19 protein-coding genes and 1 pseudogene are annotated in these 19,740 nt (G+C 68.6%); 12 read left to right on the top strand and 8 right to left on the bottom strand.

Annotated features, from left to right (window positions below; translation table 11 throughout):
- Positions 1-2: 2 nt before the first annotated feature.
- Together QFZ29_RS03145 and QFZ29_RS03140 are read right to left on the bottom strand one after the other, a co-directional pair.
- Positions 3-1,763 carry an FAD-binding oxidoreductase gene (locus tag QFZ29_RS03145; RefSeq protein ID WP_306892797.1) on the bottom strand — a complete coding sequence of 587 codons (1,761 nt, stop codon included), beginning with the start codon at positions 1,761-1,763 and terminating at the stop codon, positions 3-5.
- Between the two features lie 110 nt (positions 1,764-1,873).
- Positions 1,874-2,281 (bottom strand): annotated as a pseudogene (locus QFZ29_RS03140) (LLM class flavin-dependent oxidoreductase); the annotation flags it as partial.
- Between the two features lie 65 nt (positions 2,282-2,346).
- On the opposite strand from QFZ29_RS03140, the gene QFZ29_RS03135 reads away from it, so the two are divergent.
- Positions 2,347-2,709 (top strand): winged helix-turn-helix transcriptional regulator, encoded by a 363-nt coding sequence (locus tag QFZ29_RS03135; protein WP_306892796.1) that lies wholly within the window; start codon positions 2,347-2,349, stop codon positions 2,707-2,709.
- A 4-nt stretch (positions 2,710-2,713) separates the two neighbouring features.
- Here QFZ29_RS03135 and QFZ29_RS03130 read toward each other — a convergent pair whose 3' ends face one another.
- On the bottom strand, positions 2,714-3,328 hold the full coding sequence (locus QFZ29_RS03130) for a histidine phosphatase family protein (RefSeq protein ID WP_306892795.1): 615 nt from the start codon (positions 3,326-3,328) through the stop codon (positions 2,714-2,716).
- Between the two features lie 146 nt (positions 3,329-3,474).
- On the opposite strand from QFZ29_RS03130, the gene QFZ29_RS03125 reads away from it, so the two are divergent.
- Complete coding sequence (locus QFZ29_RS03125) at positions 3,475-4,728, top strand: endonuclease/exonuclease/phosphatase family protein (protein WP_306892794.1); 1,254 nt, start codon at positions 3,475-3,477, stop codon at positions 4,726-4,728.
- Between the two features lie 17 nt (positions 4,729-4,745).
- On the opposite strand, the gene QFZ29_RS03120 is transcribed toward QFZ29_RS03125, so the two are convergent.
- The gene (locus QFZ29_RS03120; RefSeq protein ID WP_306892793.1) at positions 4,746-5,282 is read right to left on the bottom strand and encodes a hypothetical protein; all 537 of its coding nucleotides are present in this window, start codon (positions 5,280-5,282) and stop codon (positions 4,746-4,748) included.
- Between the two features lie 103 nt (positions 5,283-5,385).
- Positions 5,386-6,372, bottom strand: coding sequence for an NAD(P)-dependent alcohol dehydrogenase (locus tag QFZ29_RS03115; protein ID WP_306892792.1), 987 nt, complete (start codon positions 6,370-6,372; stop codon positions 5,386-5,388).
- A 129-nt stretch (positions 6,373-6,501) separates the two neighbouring features.
- Here QFZ29_RS03115 and QFZ29_RS03110 point away from each other — a divergent pair, with 129 nt between their 5' ends.
- The 4 genes from QFZ29_RS03110 (at position 6,502) to QFZ29_RS03095 (ending at position 9,902) form a co-directional block, all read left to right on the top strand.
- On the top strand, positions 6,502-7,197 hold the full coding sequence (locus tag QFZ29_RS03110) for a TetR/AcrR family transcriptional regulator (protein ID WP_306892791.1): 696 nt from the start codon (positions 6,502-6,504) through the stop codon (positions 7,195-7,197).
- Positions 7,198-7,366: 169 nt separating this feature from the next.
- Positions 7,367-8,116 (top strand): DUF2306 domain-containing protein, encoded by a 750-nt coding sequence (locus QFZ29_RS03105; RefSeq protein WP_306892790.1) that lies wholly within the window; start codon positions 7,367-7,369, stop codon positions 8,114-8,116.
- A gap of 5 nt (positions 8,117-8,121) precedes the next feature.
- Positions 8,122-9,252, top strand: coding sequence for a sensor histidine kinase (locus QFZ29_RS03100; RefSeq protein ID WP_306892789.1), 1,131 nt, complete (start codon positions 8,122-8,124; stop codon positions 9,250-9,252).
- Positions 9,249-9,902 (top strand): response regulator, encoded by a 654-nt coding sequence (locus QFZ29_RS03095; RefSeq protein WP_306892788.1) that lies wholly within the window; start codon positions 9,249-9,251, stop codon positions 9,900-9,902. The genes QFZ29_RS03100 and QFZ29_RS03095 overlap by 4 nt, the downstream gene beginning before the upstream one ends.
- Positions 9,903-9,976: 74 nt before the next feature.
- Here QFZ29_RS03095 and QFZ29_RS03090 read toward each other — a convergent pair whose 3' ends face one another.
- Positions 9,977-10,912 carry an aldo/keto reductase gene (locus tag QFZ29_RS03090; RefSeq protein WP_306896579.1) on the bottom strand — a complete coding sequence of 312 codons (936 nt, stop codon included), beginning with the start codon at positions 10,910-10,912 and terminating at the stop codon, positions 9,977-9,979.
- A 50-nt stretch (positions 10,913-10,962) separates the two neighbouring features.
- Positions 10,963-11,835: an aldo/keto reductase gene (locus tag QFZ29_RS03085; protein ID WP_306892787.1), complete on the bottom strand. Its 873-nt coding sequence runs from the start codon at positions 11,833-11,835 to the stop codon at positions 10,963-10,965.
- A gap of 102 nt (positions 11,836-11,937) precedes the next feature.
- On the opposite strand from QFZ29_RS03085, the gene QFZ29_RS03080 reads away from it, so the two are divergent.
- Positions 11,938-12,861, top strand: coding sequence for a LysR family transcriptional regulator (locus QFZ29_RS03080; RefSeq protein WP_306892786.1), 924 nt, complete (start codon positions 11,938-11,940; stop codon positions 12,859-12,861).
- Between the two features lie 85 nt (positions 12,862-12,946).
- Here the strand turns inward: QFZ29_RS03080 and QFZ29_RS03075 are convergent, their stop codons facing one another.
- The gene (locus QFZ29_RS03075; protein ID WP_306892785.1) at positions 12,947-13,858 is read right to left on the bottom strand and encodes a phosphotransferase family protein; all 912 of its coding nucleotides are present in this window, start codon (positions 13,856-13,858) and stop codon (positions 12,947-12,949) included.
- Here QFZ29_RS03075 and QFZ29_RS03070 point away from each other — a divergent pair.
- The 5 genes from QFZ29_RS03070 (at position 13,804) to QFZ29_RS03050 (ending at position 19,716) form a co-directional block, all read left to right on the top strand.
- Positions 13,804-15,495 (top strand): alpha-N-arabinofuranosidase, encoded by a 1,692-nt coding sequence (locus QFZ29_RS03070; protein WP_373426176.1) that lies wholly within the window; start codon positions 13,804-13,806, stop codon positions 15,493-15,495. The genes QFZ29_RS03075 and QFZ29_RS03070 overlap by 55 nt on opposite strands.
- A 20-nt stretch (positions 15,496-15,515) precedes the next feature.
- Positions 15,516-16,517, top strand: coding sequence for a LacI family DNA-binding transcriptional regulator (locus tag QFZ29_RS03065; RefSeq protein WP_306892783.1), 1,002 nt, complete (start codon positions 15,516-15,518; stop codon positions 16,515-16,517).
- Positions 16,518-16,614: 97 nt separating this feature from the next.
- Positions 16,615-17,598, top strand: a complete 984-nt coding sequence (locus QFZ29_RS03060; RefSeq protein WP_306892782.1) for a carbohydrate ABC transporter permease — start codon at positions 16,615-16,617, stop codon at positions 17,596-17,598.
- A complete protein-coding gene (locus tag QFZ29_RS03055) occupies positions 17,595-18,422 on the top strand; it encodes a carbohydrate ABC transporter permease (RefSeq protein ID WP_129519205.1) in 828 nt (275 codons plus the stop codon). The genes QFZ29_RS03060 and QFZ29_RS03055 overlap by 4 nt, the downstream gene beginning before the upstream one ends.
- 94 nt (positions 18,423-18,516) lie before the next feature.
- Positions 18,517-19,716: an ABC transporter substrate-binding protein gene (locus QFZ29_RS03050; protein ID WP_306892781.1), complete on the top strand. Its 1,200-nt coding sequence runs from the start codon at positions 18,517-18,519 to the stop codon at positions 19,714-19,716.
- Positions 19,717-19,740 lie beyond the last annotated feature (24 nt).

Raw genomic sequence — 19,740 nt, 5'->3', positions numbered from 1 at the left:
GTTCAGCCGGTGACCGCGGTCGACTCGCCGAGCGCGACGCTGAAGTTGTCGCGGAAGAGGTTCTCGGGGTCGAGTTGCACCTTCAGCTCGCGCAGTCGCGCGAGGGTCGCGGGCGGGAACGCGTCGTCGATGCGCTCCGGCCGGTCGTCCGACTCGAAGCTCAGGTACAGGCCGGTGGAGTGCGAGCGGAGCCGGTCCCACGCCGCATCGAGGCGATGGCGATTCGCGCCGAACGCGGCGACGGAGAAGTTCGCGGCGCGATGCGCGTAGGCAGAGGCATCCGGAGCCACGTCGTTCACCGCGCCGCCGACCGAGCGGACCTGGAAGAAGTACACATCGCCGCTCGCGAGCAGCTCTGCGGCGGCTTCGGCGAACTCGGGCGTGAGGTGCTCCACGAGCGCCGACCGGGCGTTCGGTTCGCCTTGCCCCTCGTGCGGCGCGTCCTGCGAGTTGGCCATCGCCGCGGCGTAGGTGGTGAGCTGCACCGATTGGTCGAGCAGCGGGCCGGCGTCGGCGAACGGCTGGAGCCGCTCGATGATCGTGTCGGGGTCGTCCGAATCGACCATCGCCATCATCTGCGCGACCGACCGGCCGCCGCGTGGTGCCCCGAGGATGACGAAACTCGTGACATCTCGCGGTGCGTTCTCGATCGTGCTTCCCCACCGCTCGAGGAAGTCGGCGGTGTCGGATGCATCGAAGGCGAGTTGCGCCCAGCCGACGTCGCCGATCTCGTCGACCTCGAACTCGAACGACGTCACGATCCCGAAGTTCGCGCCCGCGCCCCGCGCAGCCCAGAACAGCTCGGCGTTCTCCTCGGAGGAGGCATGCACCACGGTGCCGTCGGCGAGCACGATCTCGACGGCACGCACGTGGTCGATCGTGAGGCCGTGCTCGCGCACGAGCCATCCGATGCCGCCGGCCGTCGCGAGTCCGCCGACGCCGACGCCTCCGTAGTCGCCCGAGCTCAGCGCCCACCCGTGCGGCTGCAGCGCGGCCGCGACATCCTTCCACCTCGCGCCCGGCTCGATCCGCACTCGACGTGCCACCGGGTCGAGGATCTCGATCGAGTTCATCGCCGACAGGTCGATGACGATGCCGCCGTCGTTCGTCGATCGGCCGCTGATGCCGTGCCCGCCGCTGCGTACGGCGAGCGGCACGGGTTGCCCGCTCGCGAAGCGGACCGCGTCGACGACCTCCGCGGTGTCGTGGACGGGCAGCACGAGCCCGGGTGCACCGCCGCGAAGATACGTGGATCGCACGCGGGCGTAGCCGAAGTCGCCAGGCTCGATCGCGGCCGAGGCGAGGGAAGCCGGCAGCCCGTCGTAGTCGATGCCGTCGCGTCGCCGGGCGAGGGCGATGCTGGTGCGACGCTGCGGCTCGGTCGTTCCGCGTCGGGCGCGCTCGGTCGCCACGGCTTCGCGAAGGGCGGGCGCGACCTCCTCGGCGAACTGCTGCATCACCGCCGGGTCATCGGCCATGAGCACGAAGGTGCCGACGCCGTCGTCGAGCACGAGCGGAAGCAGCTCACGCACCCACTGGTCGGCCGGTCCTCTCAGGATGCCGCCATTGCGGGCGCTGAACGAGCCGGCGATGTTGAGCATGCGCCGGATCTCGCCCGGGTCGCGGCCGGCCCCACGAGCGGCATCGTCGATCGTGGCATTGCCCGCCGCGAGGTCGCCCGGCTGCAGGTACGGCAGTGACGGCAGCCAGCCGTCGGCCTTCCGGCCGATGAGGCGAAGCATCCGTGGCTTGTACGCCCCCACCAGATCGGGATGGAATGGGCGGGCATCGGGCCGCGCTTGGCCCCGTCGACGTGATGGAACTCGCCGGGCACGCGCAGCGGAGTGCGCTCGTCGACCGCCCAGATGCCCCGGATGATGTCGATCGCCTCATCGAGCGCCTGCACGCCCTGGCCGGGAGTGAGCTTGTGCCCGCCCATCGCCCCGATGGCGTCCCAGAATCCGCCGGCGCCGAGCCCGAGGTCGAACCGCCCGCCCGAGAGCAGGTCGAGGCTCGCGGCCGATCGGGCGAGCACGGCGGGTGCCCGCAACGGCAGGTTGAGCACGTTGCCCGAGAAGTGCACGCGGTCGGTCCGCGCGGCAACCCACGTGAGGAGCGTCCAGGTGTCGAGGAACCCAGGCTGGTACGGGTGATCCTGGAACGTCACGAGGTCGTAGCCGAGCTGTTCGCTCAGCACCCCGAGTTGCACGGGAGTCTGCGGCGACTGGTTGGTCGGCGTGATGAAGGTTCCGAATTGCAGGGAATGGCCGTAGTCAGGCATGGTTCGATCCTCGATCGACGCATGCGGCTGGCGCAAAGGCGCAGTAACCGAGTTACCATTGGTAAGTGGTTGGGACATGGGAACACATCGACGACGCGGCCTGCCGCCGCTTCCAGGGCTCGCTCGAGCTCGTCGGCCAGCGATGGAGCTCGGGAATCCTGCTCGCGCTCGCGCGCGGCGCGACGCGCTTCTCAGAGGTGCTCGAGCTGGTTCCGGGCCTCTCAGGCCGCTTGCTCACGGCGCGGTTGAAGCAATTGACGGATGCCGACCTCATCACGAGGTCGGTCATCCCCACGACGCCCGTGCAGGTGCGCTACGAGCTCACCGAGCGTGGCCGCGAGCTCATGGAGGCGCTGCAGGCGCTCGTCTCGTGGGGCGCTCGCTGGGAGTCGGAGCGGGCCTCGGCTACGGCGCTCTCGGGGTCGTAGCGGGTCAGCTCGCGAGCCGAAGCTCCGTTGCGCGCTCCTCGATGCCGCGGAGCACGTCGGCGAAGTCCACGCCGGCGATCGAGCGCACGTTCCATCCCACGTCACCGCGTTCGACGAGCGACGATGAGGCATTCTCGAGCTTCGGGTAGTGCCGCGGCTCGTGGCCGGTGATCGTGGCGAGCGTGTGCCTGATGAGCGTGCCATGGGCGACGATGAGCACGTTCCCGCCGTCGTGGTCGAGCACGATCCGCTCGAGGCCGCGGATGCCGCGAGGCCCGACCTCCTCGTCGAGCTCCATGCCCTCGAAGTCGCGGTTCGGCCAGCGCGCGTCGAGCTCGGACACGAGCGTGCCCTCGGCGACGCCGAAGTCCTGCTCGGTGAGCTCGTCGTAGGTCTCGCCGAACGGCACGCCCAGGTGTTGGCCGATGATCTGCGCGGTCTCGCGAGCGCGCCCGAGCGGCGAGCTCACGACAGCGGCCCACTCGTGGTCGCCGAGCAGCGCTGCAGCGGCCCGCGCCTGCTCCCGACCGGTGGCGTTGAGCGGGATGTCGGTGCGACCCTGCATGCGACCCGCGAGGTTCCAGTCGGTCTGTCCGTGGCGGATGAGAGAAAGCACCATGCGCTCCAGCCTAGAGCGCCTGAGCTGGACGGATCATCCGCGGCATCCGGCAACCGGCATCCGGTCACCTGCAGTTCTTCCCAACGTCACCCGGCACCCCTAACTTGGACACGTCGGTCGTTCGAGCCGCCAACGAAGGAGAGCGCATGTCCAGGAGACGCCCCGCCACCGCCGTGATCGCCGTCGTCGTCGGCGCCCTCGCGACCGCGACCTTCGGCACCACCGCCGCCGCTGCCACCGCCGCCAGGAGCGCGGACGAGCGCGGCACGACCGACCTGCGCGTCGCGACGTACAACCTCTCGCTCAATCGCAACGCCCCGGGCCAGCTCATCGCCGACCTCAGCACGGGCACCGACGCGCAGGCGAAGACGGTCGCCGAGATCATCCAGCGCGCGAACCCCGACATCGTGCTGCTCAATGAGTTCGACTACGTGCCCGACGGGCTCGCGGCCGACCTGTTCCGCGACAACTACCTCGAGGTGTCGCAAGGCGGCGCCGACCCGGTCGAGTACCCCTACGCCTACGTGGCGCCGTCGAACACGGGCATTCCGAGCAGCTTCGACCTCAACAACAACGGCGTGATCGGCGGGGGCGACGACGCCTTCGGCTTCGGCGTGTTCGAGGGCCAGTACGGCATGGCGGTGCTCTCGAAGCACCCGATCGAGACCTCCGAGGTGCGCACGTTCCAGAGCTTCCTCTGGAAGGACATGCCCGGCGCGCTCCTGCCCGACGACCCGGCGACGCCGGCGCCTGCCGACTGGTACTCCGCCGAGGAGCTCGAGGTGATGCGCCTCTCGAGCAAGTCGCACTGGGACGTGCCCATCGAGGTGGGCGGCAGCACGGTGCACGTGCTCGCCTCGCACCCGACCCCGCCCACCTTCGACGGCGCCGAAGACCGCAACGGTCTGCGCAACCACGACGAGATCCGCTTCTGGGCCGACTACGTCACGCCCGGCGAGACCTCCCGGTACATCACGGATGACGCGGGCGGCAGCGGTGGGCTGAAGCCGGGTGAGTCGTTCGTGATCCTCGGCGACCAGAACGCCGACCCGCTCGATGGCGACTCGGTGGATGCCGCGATCGACCAGCTGCTGGGGCATCCGCGCATCACCGACCCGCTGCCGACGTCGGATGGCGCCGTCGAAACGGCACTGCTGCAGGGCGGCGCGAACCCCGCGCACGAGGGCGACCCGCGCTACGACACCGCCGACTTCAACGACAACCCGGCACCGGGCAACCTGCGCGCCGACTACGTGCTGCCCTCACGCGACCTGCGCGTCGTCGACGCCGGCGTGTTCTGGCCGGTGCAGGCCGACCCGCTCTCAGCGCTCACGGGCAACTTCCCGTTCCCGAGCAGCGACCATCGGCTCGTATGGGTCGACGTGCGCGTGCGCGGCTGAACGCCGCGGCGGGAGTCTTACCGCGACCCGTGCAGGCCGATCCGGTCGGGCACGCTGCCGGCGACGCCGGGCAGCCAGGACTCGACCTCGGGCCACGGGCGCCCCGTGGGCAGGTGGCGCAGGAGGCTCGCGAGTGAGTCGTCGGCGTCGGGCCACGGGATGACGCGGGTCGGCGACGCATCGGCGAGCACGCCGAGCCACCAGTGCATCCACGTCGTGGGCAGCGACTCGGGGTGCAGCACCACGTAGTAGTCGGGCACGCTGATCATGTGCCGTTCGGCGGCCTCGACGGCCCGCTCGATCTCGAGCTCGAGCACACCGTAGGTCGACTGGTCGTCGTAGAATTCGACCCAGGCCGCGGCGACGTGGCCGAGCGGGTCATGATCGTGCACCACGTAGGGGGCGCTCGTGGAGATGGACCAGCGCGCCACCTCGGCATCGGACTCGCCGGCGAACGAGGCGGCCTGCACGTTGGCGAACCGCTCGAGCGAACGGATCGCGCTCGTCGTCTCTTCACCCACCATGACCAGGGTGGTGCTGCCCGGTGGCTCCATTTTCAGATTTTACTGCTGTACAGCACGGAACAGGGGCGACAAGCCGAGGTCGCAGCCGCACTGTTACCAAGCGGACATCCCGCGGATATCCGCCCGACCCCGTCTACGCGATGCGGAGCACGACATTGCCCTTCTTGCGGCCCGTGTCGACATAGCGGTGGGCCTCGACGATCTCGTCGAGGTCGAACACCCGATCGGTGACCGCGCGGTACTCCCCCGTCTCGGCGAGGTGCACGATCGAGGCGAGATCCTCGCCTGAAACGGGGGCGCCGGCCACCGTCACGAGCTTTCCGCTGCGCTTGCTGTTCCTCGATGCCGACAGCAATCCCGCGAGGTCGGTGACCACCATGAGGAGGGCGCCGCCCGGCTTGATCGAGTGCTCTACCCGGTCGAACGCCGCGTTGCCGACGCACTCCACGATCGCATCGTAGGTCTTGCCGTTCGACGCGAAGTCCTCGACCCGGTAGTCGATCACGTGGTCGGCCCCGAGCGACCTGACGAGGTCGGCGTTGGCGGCGCTGCACACGGCAGTGACCGTGGCGCCTCGCAGCTTCGCGAGTTGCACGGCGGCGCTGCCGACGGCTCCGGATGCCCCGTTCACGAGCACCTCGTCGCCGGGCCCGACTCCGGCACGGTTCAGGAACGCGAGCGCCGTGTGTCCGCCGAAGACGAGCGTCACGGCCTCCTCCATGGTCATGTTCGCGGGCTTGCGCGTCACGGCCTCGGTCTCGGCGATGCACGCGTACTCGGCATGTCCACCGAACTTCGCGCCGAGCATCGCGATGACCTCGTCGCCGGGCGCGAACCTCGTGACCTCGTCGCCGACCGCTTCCACGATGCCCGCCGCATCCATGCCGAGGATCGGCCGACGAAGGCGGAAGACCCCGAGCGCGATCGGGCCGTAGAACCCGAGTCCCTTTGGCAGGTCGCGACTGCGGCTGCGGTGGTCGGCGATGCTCACGGTGCTCGCGTGCACCCTGATGAGCACCTCGTCGCGCTTCGGCGTGGGCTTGAGCGCCTGCACGACGTGCACGACCTCGGGCCCGCCGAAACGCCGAGCGACGGCCGCTCGCATTCGGGTGTCTTCCATGTTGAGTCTCCTACCTTACGTTGTACGACTTACAACGTAAGGTACCGTAGAATCGAACTCCTGTCCAGAGCGGTCGGCATCGGATGTCCCGCGCGCTTGTAGCGTGGAGCAGGAGGGGAGGGCGACCAGATGTCATCGACCACAGAACCGAAGGCCGAGCGCCGCGCGCCGCTGACCCGCGACCGGGTGCTGCGAACCGCGGTCGAGCTCGCCGACGACGCCGGCATCGATGCCCTCACGATCCGCCGCCTCGCCGAGCAGCTCGGTGTCGAGCCGATGTCGATCTACTACCACGTACCGAACAAGGAGGCGATCCTCGACGGCATCGTCGACCTCGTCTTCCAGGAGATCGAGGAAGCGGTCGGCGGTTTCACGGTGCCCGAGACGGATGCCGCGTGGAGGGCGACGTTGCGCACGCAGATCCTCTCCGCCCGCGAGGTGATGCTGCGGCATCCGTGGGTCCCCGGGGTAATGGACACGCGGGCGGAACTCGGGCTGAACACCGCGCGATACGTGGACTCCGTGGTCGGCACGCTCCGGTCGGGCGGGCTGTCGTACGACCTCATCCACCATGCGATGCACGCCCTCGGAAGCCGAGCCTACGGGTTCTCACAAGAGCTCGGCGAGGGCAAGGACGACGACTCCGGCGACTCGGCCGCGATGGAGCAGATGGCGGTGCACGTGCCCCACCTCGCCGAGATGCTCTCGGTCGTGCGGCATGATGACCCCGACTCCACACTCGGCTGGTGCGACGACCAATTCGAGTTCGAGTTCGGGCTCGACATCATCCTCGACGGGCTCGAGCGGCACCACACCCGGGGCTGACGCCGGACTGCGAGAACTCGGGTGGCCGAGATACGGGCGCTCGCTCGAGTCGCGGAGAGGGTGGGCTCTTCCACGACCGGTCGGATGAGCGCGGTCTGGCTGATCAGCCGAGTCGATTTCAAGCCGAACGGCCGATGCCGTGCACGCCGAGCGCAGCCAGCATCGAGGCATGACCGACGCATCCGACCTCCTTCCGGCGCCGCGCGCCGCTGTCAGCCCCGATGGCAGGCCCGCCGGCGCGCCCGCGCGAACGGGACGACGCGAGTTGCTCGCGCCCACCGGGCTCATCCTGCTCAGCCTCGTGCCGGTCGGGGCGGGGGCGTCACGCCTGACCCAGCTGGCGACGGGCGCCGTCAGCGCCGACAACACGCGGTTCTTCGACTCGCCCGTGCCGGTCGTGGTGCATATCGTCAGCGTCACCGTGTTCAGCCTGCTCGGTGCGGTCCAGTTCGCGCCGTCACTGCGCCGGCACCGTTGGCATCGCAGAGCCGGGCGCATCGTTGCGCCGGCCGGCCTACTGACCGCGCTCACGGGCATCTGGATGGCGCTCTTCTCCACCCTCCCCGCACACGACGGCCAGGCGCTGCTCGTGCTGCGGCTCGTGTTCGGCACCGCGATGGCCGCGAGCATCGTCGTCGCCTTCATCGCGATCCGCAAGGGCGACGTGCGCACGCACAGTGCGTGGATGACCCGCGCCTACGCGATCGGCATAGGCGCGGGGACCCAGGTGTTCACGCTGCTGCCGTGGGCGCTGATCGCCGGACCGCCCGACGTGAGCACCCACGCCGTGCTCATGGGTGCGGGCTGGGTCATCAACCTCGCCGTGGCCGAGCTCGTCATCCGCCGCCGCGCCGTCCGCTCCGGTCGCACATCCCGTACTTCCGGCCGATCCGCGGCGGCGAGCGCGCACCTATCATGAGGGGAATGACGAGCCCTGTCCGCGCGATGTGGGATGCTCCGGCGGCCACTCCCCCGCCACCGCGGCGCGTCTGGCGCGACTGGGCGCTCGTCGGCGTGATTCCCGTGATCGCGCTGATCGAGGTTGCGCTCCGGCCCGACGTGCCGTGGCGAGTGCTCTGGGTGGTCGTGCTCGTCGCGATCGTGCCGACGCTGCTCTGGCGGCGCACCCGCCCGGCGCTGATGCTCGCAATCGCGTTCGGTGCCACCGCAGTCGTCACGGTCGTGACCGGCAGCGACTCGCAGTTGGTCACGACCGCCTACCTGCTCATCCTCGTCTACGCGGCGGTGCGCTGGGGCACGGGCCGCGCCATGCTGCTCGGTGCGACGATCGTGCTGGCGAGTTTCCTCCTCTCACTCCTCCTCGGGCCGGTGCTGCCCAGCGACGTCATCGGCTCCGTGGCGGTGCTGGCCATGACGACCACCCTCGGCGTGGCCTTCCGCGGGCGCGCCGCCGCACGAGCCCGCGAGCTCGACCGCGTGAAACTTCAGGAACGCGAGCAGCTCGCGCGCGACCTCCACGACACCGTCGCGCACCACGTCTCGGCGATCGCGATCCAGGCGCAGGCCGGCACGGCGGTGGCAGCGGCGGATCCGGATGCCGCGGTCGAGGTGCTCCGGGTCATCGAGGGCGAGGCATCCCGCACCCTCGCGGAGATGCGCTCGATCGTCCGCGTGCTCCGGCGGGAGGAGGGGCACGAACTGGCGCCGAGCCCGGCCATTGCCGACCTCCGGCAGCTCGCCCGGCCGGAGTCCGGCGGTCCAGTCGTCGACCTGCAGCTCACCGGCGACATTGAGGCGGTTCCGCCGACGATCGCCGCCACGGTGTACCGCCTCGCACAGGAGGGGGTGACGAACGCCCGTCGGCACGCGCGGAACGCGACCCGCATCGACGTGCTCGTGCACGCCGACGACGCGGGGATCCGGCTCGACGTCCGTGACGACGGCGACCCAGCGGCATCCGCTGCGCCCGGCTACGGCATCACCGGCATGATCGAACGCGCGACCCTCCTCGGCGGCACCTGCCAAGCCGGCCCGGCGCCCGGCGGCGGATGGGTCGTCACCGCCGTGCTCCCGCGAAGCGGCTGGTCGACATGAGCGTTCGCGTGCTCATCGCCGACGACCAGGAGCTCGTGCGCATGGGGCTCCGGATGATCCTGAACGCCCAGCCCGACATCGAGGTGGTCGGCGAGGCCGCCGATGGCGCAGAGGCGGTGGCGCTTGCACGGAGCATCCGGCCCGACGTGTGCCTCTTCGACATCCGGATGCCGGTGACCGACGGCATCGAGGCGACGCGCGCCCTCGCGGGGCCAGGCGTCGCCGACCCGATCCCCGTCGTCGTGATCACGACCTTCGACCTCGACGAGTACGTCTACGCGGCACTCCGCGCAGGCGCTCGCGGCTTCCTACTGAAGGACGCCGGGCCGGCCCTGCTCACCGAGGCGGTGCACGCCGCCGCCCGCGGCGATGCCCTGATCGCCCCGAACGTCACGCTCCGGCTGCTGGAGGCGTTCGCCGGCACCGCGCCGTCGGGGCCGCCGCCGCAGCCGATCGAACCGCTCACCGAGCGTGAGGAGCACGTGCTCGCGACGGTGGCACGCGGGCTCAGCAACACCGAGATCGCCCACGAGCTCCATATCTCGCTCAGCACCGTGAAAACCCACATCTCGAGCCTCATGACGAAGATCGGGGCCCGCAACCGAGTGGAGGTCGCGATCTGGGCGCACGAGAGCCGCCGCCGTTCCTAGAATGAGCGCGCGCCACGGCCGGCAACGGTCGGCGCGCTCTACGTCTGCTGCCGTCTCGTCAGCTCGTCAGCTCGTCAGGGAACGATGTGCCCCGCCGCGCGGAAGAGCTCGTACCACTCCGCCCGAGTGAGCGGGATGTCGGAGCCCTGCGCCGCGCCGGCCACGCGCTCGGGACTCGTCGTGCCGAGCACGACCTGCATGTTCGCCGGGTGGCGCGTGATCCACGCGGTCGCGATGGCGATCGGCGGCACGTCGTAGGCGGCGGCGAGCCGGTTGATCACGGCGTTCAGCTCGAGGTACTCGGGCGAGTCGAGGAAGACGCCCGTGAAGAAGCCCGCCTGGAACGGCGACCACGCCTGCACCGTGATGTCGTTGAGGCGGCAGTAGTCGACGATTCCGCCACCGTCGAGCGAGATCGACTGGCTCTCGGCGAGCATGTTCGCCGCGGCGCCCTGGGCGATGATCGGCGCGTGCGTGATCGACAGCTGCAGCTGGTTGGCCACGATGGGCTGGCGCACGTACTTCTTCAGCAGGTCGATCTGGCGCGGAGTGTGGTTCGACACCCCGAACGCGCGCACCTTGCCCGCGGCCTCGAGCTCATCGAATGCGCGAGCGACCTCCTCGGGTTCGACGAGCGCGTCGGGGCGATGCAGCAGCAGGATGTCGATGTAGTCGGTGTCGAGCGCGGCGAGCGAGCCCTCGACCGACTCGATGATGTGCTCGTACGAGAAGTCGAAGTATGGACCGTCTTTGACGATGCCCGCCTTCGTCTGGATCGTGAGCTCCGCCCGCTCCGACGACGTGAGCTTCATCGCCTCGGCGAAGCGGCGTTCGCAGCCGTGCGGGTCGTTGCCGTAGATGTCGGCGTGGTCGAGGAAGTCGATGCCGGCGTCGCGAGCAGTGCGCACGAGCTCGCGCACCTCGTCGTCGGTCTTGTCGGGGATGCGCATGAGGCCGAGCACGACGTTGGGGACGACGATCTCGGTGCCCGGCAGGGTGAAGGTCTTCATGGTGTTCTTCAAGGTCTTCATGATGCTCCTCAGCTATAGCTATGGCTTGGTCATGCCGCCCGCGAGAGCCGGGCGAGCTCGTCGAGCTCGTCGTCGGTCAGGCTGAGCTCTGCGGCGCGAACGGAGTCTTGAATGCTCTCGGGTCGTGACGAACCGGGAATCGGGATGACCACTGGTGCGAGTGCGAGCTCCCACGCGAGGGCCACCTGCTGCGGGCTGACGCCGTGCGCGTCCGCGACATCCTGGAACACCGAGTGGTTCTGGCCGACATCGGCGGCGCGACGGATGCCGCCGAGGGGCGACCACGGCAGGAACGCGATGCCCAGCGCGGCGCAGTGCTCCAGCTCGCCGAGGCTCGAGCCGAACGCGGGCGAGAACTGATTCTGCACCGAGACGAGGCGCCCGCCGAGGATCGCGTTCGCCTCGTCGATCTGGGCGACGTTCGCGTTGGAGATTCCGGCCATCTCGATGACACCTTCATCGAGCAGGTCGCGGATGGCGCCGATCGAGTCGGCATACGGCACCTTGGGGTCGGGCCGGTGGAACTGGTACAGCCCGATGGCGTCGGCGCCGAGGCGTCGTGCCGAGGCCTTCGCGGCGTCCTTCAGGTAGTCGGGGTGGCCGTTCTGCGTCCAGCTGCCATCGCCGGGGCGGAGGTGTCCGCCCTTCGTGGCGATGAGCACCGCCGAGGTGTCGCCGCCGTACGAGCGCACGGCGCGGGCGATGAGCTCCTCGTTGTGGCCGACGTCGTCGGCGTGCAGGTGATAGGCGTCGGCGGTGTCGATGAGCGTGACCCCTGCGTCGAGCGCGGCGTGGATGGTCGCGATCGACCTGGCCTCGTCAGGGCGTCCTTCGATCGACATGGGCATGCCGCCGAGTCCGATCGCACTGACCGAACGAGTTCCGATGGTTCGTTGCTGCACGGATGAGCCTTTCCTGTCGTGTGGGTTGCGTTTCACCCTAGGCAGCCCCAAGCTAGAAGTCCAACAACTGCCAGTGATGGTATTCAGAACCCGGAGTGATCAATGGATCTGCGCCAGATGGAGTACCTCGTCGCTCTCGCCGACGAGCAGCAGTTCACCCGGGCTGCAGCGGTGTGCAGCGTCTCGCAATCGGGACTCTCCGCCGCGATCCGCAGCCTCGAAGACGAACTCGGCACCACGCTGTTCGCGCGTACGACCCGACGAGTCGAGCCGACGGATGCCGGACTCGCGCTGCTCCCCTTCGCCCGCGCCATGCTCGCCCAGGCCACCGCCGGCCGCGATGCCGTCGTGCGCGCGACGAACGAGCTCTCGGGTGCACTGCGTGTGGGAGCCGAGCAGTGCCTCGGCATCGTCGATGTGCCGTCGCTGCTCGAGCGGTTCCGGCGCCGCTACCCGCTCGTCGACATCCACTTCACCCAGGCCGGCTCGCACGACCTCGTCGCACAGGTGCGCGACGGCGAGCTCGACGTCGCCTTCGTCGCCACCACCGATCACCTCACCCGTGTGTCGAGCACCGAGCTCGGCCGGTGGCCGGTCGTGCTGCTGTGCCCTCCGGAGCATCCGCTGGCCGCTTCGACGCGCGTCGACTGGACCGACCTGCGCGACCTCGACTTCATCGACTTCCAGGAGTCGTGGGCGGTGCGCTCGCTCAACGAGGCCTCGTGCGCCGCCCAGGGCGTGGGCCGGCGCGTGCGCTGCACGGTCAACGACGTGCACACGCTGCTCGACCTGATCCACCGCGGGCTCGGCGTCGCGCTCGTGCCGCAGCACGTCGCGGCCAAGCCGCAGGCGGCCGGGCTCGTATCGGTGCAGCTGCCGCAGAGTTCGACGCCGCAATGGGTCGTGTCGGCCATCACGGGCAGCCCGGTCGCGGCATCCGCTCCGCTCCTGCTCGAGATCCTCGACGCCGAGCTGCGCCGCACGGTGGTCGAGCCAGACCCCCGGCAGCTGCAGCCGTCGGCGTAGGTGCACTGCCCAGGGACGTTGCCCACACGGCCATCGGGAACCAGCCACCCATCAGCCGGTCAACCAACCTGCCTGGGCAGTACAGCTAGCTGTCGACGATCCGGGCCATGTCCCGGGCGATGCCGTCGAGGTGAGCGGTGGTGCCTCTCGAAGCGAACCAGTCCCAGAGTTCGAGCGTATGGTAGAGCCGGTAGAGCGTGGTCCGTTCCCGCCAGTCCGGCGGCAACTCGCCGTACCCGTCGAGCAGGCCGGCGAGCTTCTCCTCGTTCCCGCGGATGGAATAGGCCTGCGTCTTGGCGAGATCCATCAGCGGGTCGGCGGCGATCGCGTTCTCGACGTCGATGAACCCGGTGACGCGCCAGGTCGCCGGATCCACCAGCACGTTGCCCTCGTGAAAATCGTTGTGACACAGGGTCGGCGTCGTGTTGGACTCGAGGAGTTCGGCGTGTGTCTCGACGAACTGCTGGATGCCCTTGTGCAGTGCGGGATCGCCCTTCAGGCCCTCGAATTCCCTGAGTTTCTTGGCGAACTGGCGCCGCATGTACTGCGTGTTGTCCGGCAGCGGATCGTGGATCTCGTCGGTGAGATAGCCGTACGCCGGTTGCTCGATGCGATGGATCGCCTTGAGGAGTCGTCCGAGTTGCTCGTACGTCGCTCGCCAATCGGGCGGATCGGTCTCGGACAGCGGTACGCCGTCGAGCTTCGTGAGCGTGGTGAAGTTGTCGACAACCTCGACGACGCGCGGGACCGCATCGGCCAGCTGGGTGGCGAGGAGGTTGTACACGTAGACCTCCTTGGCCTGTTTCCCGGCCCATTCGGGTGCGTACACCTTGACGATCAGTGGATCGGCGGCCGTTCGTCGTACCTCGAAGACGTTGTGCAGCTCGCCGCCGCTGCGCGGGATGATCTCGCTGTCCGGAAACGCTCGCCTGATGGCGTCAGATGTTGGCGACACGCCTTCAGCATTCCAGCCAGATCCGCACGTCTGGGGAGACACGCCTTGGTCCTGCGACCGGCTCACTGCCCCTCGGCACCCAGTTCCGTTTCGCCGTATTTATCGATACAGTCAGGTGTTCAACAGAGCCTCAAAGGAGAGAACCCGCAGTGACCGACCCACTCACCGCTCGTGCCATCGTCGACCTCGACGTGCCAGGACCCCAGATCAGCCGCCATTTGTACGGGCACTTCGCGGAGCACCTCGGCCGCTGCATCTACGGCGGCTTCTACGTCGGCGAGGACTCGCCGATCCCGAACGAGGGCGGCATCCGTTCCGACGTCGTGGAGGCGCTGCGACGCATCGACATCCCGAACCTGCGGTGGCCGGGCGGATGCTTCGCCGACGAGTACCACTGGCGCGACGGCATCGGCCCGAAGGCCGACCGCCCCCGCATGGTGAACACGAACTGGGGCGACGTCGAGGAGAACAACCACTTCGGCACGCACGAGTTCATGGCGCTGTGCGAGCTGCTCGGGGCCGACGCCTACGTGAACGGCAACGTCGGCAGCGGCACCGTGCAGGAGATGAGCGAGTGGGTGGAGTACCTCACTCGCGCCGGCGACAGCCCCATGGCGCGGCTGCGGCGCGAGAACGGCCGGGACGAGCCGTGGAAGGTGCCGTTCTGGGGCATCGGCAATGAGGCGTGGGGCTGCGGCGGCAACATGACCGCCGAGCACTACGCCGCCGAGGCGCGCCGCTACGCGACCTTCTGCCGCGACCACGGAGGCAACACGCTGTACCGCATCGCCGCCGGGGCGTCCGACGACGACGTCAAGTGGACGAAGACGCTGATGGAGTCGCTGAACTGCCTCGGCTGCCAGCGGGAGCCCACGAACATCTTCCAGGCGATCTCGTTCCACTACTACACGGCCGGCGAGTGGGATAAGAAGGGCAGCGCGACGGCCTTCACGACCGAGCAGTACTACGCGACCATGAGCAAGGCGCAAGACGTCGAGCGAGTGCTCGCGGCGCATGCCACCGTCATGGACGCGTACGACCCCGGCAAGAAGGTCGGGCTCGTGCTCGACGAGTGGGGCACCTGGTGGGACGTCGAGCCGGGCACGAATCCCGGGTTCCTCCACCAGCAGAACACCATGCGCGACGCGCTGGTGGCATCCGTGCATTTCGACGTGTTCCACCGGCACGCCGACCGGCTCGTCATGGCGAACATCGCGCAGACCGTCAACGTGCTGCAGGCGATGCTGCTGACGGATGAGGCGACGGGCGCGCTCGTGCTGACCCCGACGTATCACGTCTTCGAGATGAACCGCGGGCACCACGACGCGACGTCGCTCGCGGTGCACGTCGTCGAACGGCCCGAGACCCGCACCGAGGCCGGGCGGCCGCTCGACGTGCTCTCGGCCTCGGCGAGCACGCGCGACGACACGGCGCTCATCTCGCTCAGCAACCTCGATGCGGAGCGGCCGCTCGAGGTCGTGCTCGACCTGCGGGGTCGCGGCGTCACGGCGCACACCGGGCGGGTGCTGACCGGGGCACAGCTCCAGGCGCACAACTCTGCGTCGAATCCCGACGCCGTCGCACCGACCGAGCTCACCGCGATCGAGACCGACGACCGCGGCCTGCGGGTCACGCTCCCACCGCACTCCTTCGCGACCGTCTCACTCACCCTCGGATGAGTCGGCGATAGAGTTCCGCCATGGTCACGATGCAGGATGTCGCGAAAGCCGCGGGCGTCTCGACGATGACCGTGTCGAACGTGCTGAACCACTATCCGCACGTGCGCGGCGAGACACGCGACCGTGTGCTCCGCGCGATCGACGACCTCGGGTACCGCGTGAACGTCGCGGCCCGCAACCTGCGAGCCGGGCGAACGAACACGATCGGGTTCGCGGTGCCCGAGGTCGACCGGCCGTACTTCGGCCAGCTCGCCTCCCGCATCATCGCGAGGGCTTCGGCGGCGGGATACCGCGTGGTCATCGAGCAGACGGGCGCCGATCGCGAGACCGAGCTCAGCGCGATCGTGTCGTCGCGCAACCGGATATACGACGCGCTCATCCTCTCGGCGGTCGGGCTCGGCACCGCCGACCGGGAACTGCTGCGTGTGGACTTCCCGATGGTGATCCTCGGAGAGACGGTGTTCGAGGGTCCGGTCGACCACATCGCCCTTCCGAATGTCGAGGGCACGTTCGCGGCGACGCGGCATCTCATCGCGAGGGGCAGCCGGCACATCGCCATTGTCGAGGGCGACGATCTGCTGCCCCTGAACGTGAGCAGCCTGCGCCACGGCGGCTACCTCCGCGCCCTCCGGGAGTCAGGGGTCGAGTTCGATCCGGCGCTCTCCATCGGGATCCCCGGGCTCACCATGTCCGGCGGCAGGAACGCGGCCGAGCGACTCGTCGATTCCGGCACCCCGTTCGACGGCGTCGTCTGCATCACCGACACGGTGGCGCTCGGCGTCATGCGCGGGCTCGCCGACCGCGGGGTGCGGGTGCCTGACGACGTGCGCGTGATCGGCTTCGACGCGATCGACGAGGGCGAGTACAGCATCCCCCGGCTCTCGACCGTCGATCCCGACCACGACGAGGTCGCCGCCCTCGCGGTCGACCTCGTGTTACGGCGCATCGCCGGCGACACCGAGTGGCAGCCGCGCGAGTTCGTGAGCTCATTCCGCGTCGTCGCGCGAGAATCCACGGCCTGAGCACGCCGGCTCCCCCATTCGTCACCCTCGCTCTTGTCGCTTCTATATCGATACAGGTAGAGTGCGGACCACGAATCCGCCGATCGAAGGAGATCACGTGACCCTCATCGACGAGCGTCCGACGACGGAGACCCGTGCCATCTCGACGCGCACCCGCGTCTCGAGGTGGTGGACGGCCCCGATGTCGACGAACGGCCCCACGTTCCAAGCGGATCGCCTCAAGATCGGCCTCTTCCTGGTGCCGATGCTCGTCGTCTTCGTCGTGCTGTTCCTGGTCCCCCTCGTGCAGTCGATCTGGTGGAGCTTCACGGACTTCAACGGCTACAGCACCGATGCGGCGTTCGTGGGACTGCGCAACTACGAGAACGTCTTCACCGACCCGTCGATGCTCGCGGGCCTCGGGTTCACGCTGTTCTTCACCCTGGCGACGACGGTGCTCATCACCACCCTCGCCATCCCGCTCGCGGTCACCCTCGACCGCGCGTTCATCGGGCGCAACTTCGTGCGCGCGATCTACTTCTTCCCCGCGATCCCGTCGGTCGCCATCCTGGGGCTCGTGTGGGGATTCATCCTCAACCCCCTGGGCTCCGGAGCGCTCAACTCGCTGCTCCAGTCGGTCGTCGGCATCGGGCCGGTGCCGTGGCTCTCGAACAGCACCCTGGCCCAGCTCAGCGTGATCGCCGTCGGTGTGTGGACGAGCACCGGATGGCACGCCATCCTCTACCTCGCCTATCTCCAGTCGATCCCCGACGACTACTACGAGGTCGCACGAATCGACGGGGCATCCGCGTTCCAGCGATTCCGCTACATCACCCTGCCGCTGCTGATGCCGGCGATGACCGTGAGCTGGCTGCTGCTCATGACGGGAGGCCTGAAGGTGTACGACCTGCCGATCACGCTGACCAGGGGCGGGCCGGGATTCTCGACCTTCACGATCACGCAGACGATCATCCAGAACGGCGTCTCCCAGGCGAAGTACGGCCAGGCCTCCGCCCTCGCCGTCATCTTCATGCTCGCGGTCGGCGCGATCGTCGCGACGCAGCTCATCGCCTCGCGCCGACTCGAAGGGCGGCTCTCATGAGTGCAGCACGAATCCTCACCCGGCCGGGCGCGATCGCGACGAGCCTCATCATGATCCCGCTCGCCGCGGTGGTCGGCCTCCCCTTCTACTACGTCGTGGTCAACACGTTCAAGACGCAAGCGGAGACCACGATGGCACCGCTGGCGCTGCCGACGACCCTGAACCTCGACAACTACCTGACGGTGTTCAGCGAGATCCCCGTGGTCCAGTCCTTCCTGAACACCGTGTACGTCACGGCGGCGGCGATCCTGCTCATGCTGCTCATCGGCTCGATGGCGGCGTTCTCCGTCATCCTGCGCGCATCGCGACTCGTGACGGTGCTGCTCGTGATCGCGTTCCTCGTTCCTGGCCAGGTGACGCTCATCCCGCTCTACCGCATGCTGAGCCAGGCGCAGCTCGTGGACACGCTCGAGGGCCTCATCATCCTCTACTCGGGTGGTTCGGTCTTCTGCTACTTCCTCATCGTCGGCTACATGCGCACGCTCCCCGGCGAGGTGATCGAGGCCGCGCGCATCGACGGGGCCGGGCCGTGGCAGATCTACTGGCGCATCGCGCTGCCGCTCATCCGCCCGATCCTCATCACCGTCGGCGTCTTCCAGACGATGTGGGTGTGGAACGACTTCCTGACCCCGGTCGTGTTCATCAGCTCGACCGAGAAGCAGACGCTCGTCTTGCAGACCTACAAGGCGGTCGGCGAGTTCACGACGGACTGGCCGATGTTCCTCACGCTCAGCGTCGTCGTGCTGATCCCCATGGTCGTCTTCTTCATCTTCATGCAGCGCTACATCGTGCGCGGCCTCGTGGCCGGCAGCGTGAAGGGGTAGCCACCATCACCACCAACAGGAAAGGCCAGCAATGAAGCATCCGTTCCCCACCCGGTCACGGGCGCTGCGAGCCCTCGCAGCGACCATCGCCGTCATGTCCGCAGCCACCTTCGCCGGATGCACGGCAGGCGAGGCCGACGACCGTACCGTGCTCACGTTCTTCTCGTGGTCGAACGAGGAGACGATGGAGCCGGTCATCGCCGCCTTCGAGAAGGAGAATCCCGACATCCGCATCGAGTTCTCGAACGCTCCCCCGGTGGCCGAGTACATCTCGACGCTGCAGAACCGCCTCGGTTCGAACACGGCGGCCGATGTCTTCGTCATCGCCGCCGAGAACAAGACGAACCTCATCGAGGGCGGCTTCGTCACCGACCTCACCGACGAGCCGTTCATGGAGGTCGCATCGGAGTTCAACACCGCCACCTACGCGGGTCCCGACGGTGCGGCGTACGGCCTCTCCCTCTCGTCGTGGGCGTCGGGCATCGTCTACAACGTCGACCTGCTCGCCGAGCACGGCATCACGGAGTTCCCCACGACGTGGGACGGATTCGTCGAGACCCTCACGACGCTGAAGGAGGCCGGTGTCGTTCCGTTCCTCGAGTCGTGGCAGGGCTTCCCGACGTCGCTCGGCTCGAGCGTCGGGCTCGCCAACTTCGAGGCAGGCGGCACGGTCGACGCCGAGATCTTCGCCGGCGAGTCGACGTTCGAAGAGCTCTGGACGGAGCCGCTCACACCGTGGCAGCAGCTCTTCGAAGACGGACTCATGTCGCCGGACGTCGTCGGGCTCAAGGGCGAGCAGGTGCGTGACGAGTTCGTCGCGGGCCGCGTCGCGATGATGACCGCCGGACCGTGGGACATCGGGCCGATCCGCGAGGCGAACCCTGATCTCAAATTCACCTTCGCGGGCGTGCCGCAGAAGGGGGGCGAGCCGTTCTTCACGGGTGCCGCCTCGCCCGGCTACGCGATCAACTCGAAGGCGAAGGAGCCCGAGGCGGCCAAGACGTTCCTCGAGTTCCTCGCGAGTGAGGACGGCGTGCGGATCTTCCAGGAGAAGACGAATGACATGACGACGACCTCGAATTACACCCCGGTGATCGACGAGTCGCTCGAAGTGCCGTTCCAGGCGCTGCTCGATGGCAAGTTCTACCTGCCGATGATCTCGTGGCCCAAGTATCAGGACGCCCTCTACACCGACCTCGTTGCGCAGATCCAGCTCATGGCGCAAGGCCAGGCGACGCCCACCGACGTCGGCGCCGCCCTCGATGCGCGGCTCGCCCAGGAGTCCGGCGAGTAAGTTCGCCGACCGAAGGCACCGAAC

It is taken from the genome of Agromyces albus, from assembly GCF_030815405.1.
GTDB classification, from domain to species: domain Bacteria; phylum Actinomycetota; class Actinomycetes; order Actinomycetales; family Microbacteriaceae; genus Agromyces; species Agromyces albus_A.
This window is presented reverse-complemented; position numbering and strand designations above follow the sequence as displayed.

Bases quoted from the DNA above. Each gene is read 5' to 3' on its own strand.
- QFZ29_RS03130 (WP_306892795.1), bottom strand. From the start codon at position 3,328: ATGGTGCTTTCTCTCATCCGCCACGGACAGACCGACTGGAACCTCGCG.
- QFZ29_RS03125 (WP_306892794.1), top strand. From the start codon at position 3,475: ATGTCCAGGAGACGCCCCGCCACCGCCGTGATCGCCGTCGTCGTCGGC.
- QFZ29_RS03120 (WP_306892793.1), bottom strand. From the start codon at position 5,282: ATGGAGCCACCGGGCAGCACCACCCTGGTCATGGTGGGTGAAGAGACG.
- QFZ29_RS03115 (WP_306892792.1), bottom strand. From the start codon at position 6,372: ATGGAAGACACCCGAATGCGAGCGGCCGTCGCTCGGCGTTTCGGCGGG.
- QFZ29_RS03110 (WP_306892791.1), top strand. From the start codon at position 6,502: ATGTCATCGACCACAGAACCGAAGGCCGAGCGCCGCGCGCCGCTGACC.
- QFZ29_RS03105 (WP_306892790.1), top strand. From the start codon at position 7,367: ATGACCGACGCATCCGACCTCCTTCCGGCGCCGCGCGCCGCTGTCAGC.
- QFZ29_RS03100 (WP_306892789.1), top strand. From the start codon at position 8,122: ATGACGAGCCCTGTCCGCGCGATGTGGGATGCTCCGGCGGCCACTCCC.
- QFZ29_RS03095 (WP_306892788.1), top strand. From the start codon at position 9,249: ATGAGCGTTCGCGTGCTCATCGCCGACGACCAGGAGCTCGTGCGCATG.
- QFZ29_RS03090 (WP_306896579.1), bottom strand. From the start codon at position 10,912: ATGAAGACCTTCACCCTGCCGGGCACCGAGATCGTCGTCCCCAACGTC.
- QFZ29_RS03080 (WP_306892786.1), top strand. From the start codon at position 11,938: ATGGATCTGCGCCAGATGGAGTACCTCGTCGCTCTCGCCGACGAGCAG.
- QFZ29_RS03070 (WP_373426176.1), top strand. From the start codon at position 13,804: ATGTTGGCGACACGCCTTCAGCATTCCAGCCAGATCCGCACGTCTGGG.
- QFZ29_RS03065 (WP_306892783.1), top strand. From the start codon at position 15,516: ATGGTCACGATGCAGGATGTCGCGAAAGCCGCGGGCGTCTCGACGATG.
- QFZ29_RS03055 (WP_129519205.1), top strand. From the start codon at position 17,595: ATGAGTGCAGCACGAATCCTCACCCGGCCGGGCGCGATCGCGACGAGC.
- QFZ29_RS03050 (WP_306892781.1), top strand. From the start codon at position 18,517: ATGTCCGCAGCCACCTTCGCCGGATGCACGGCAGGCGAGGCCGACGAC.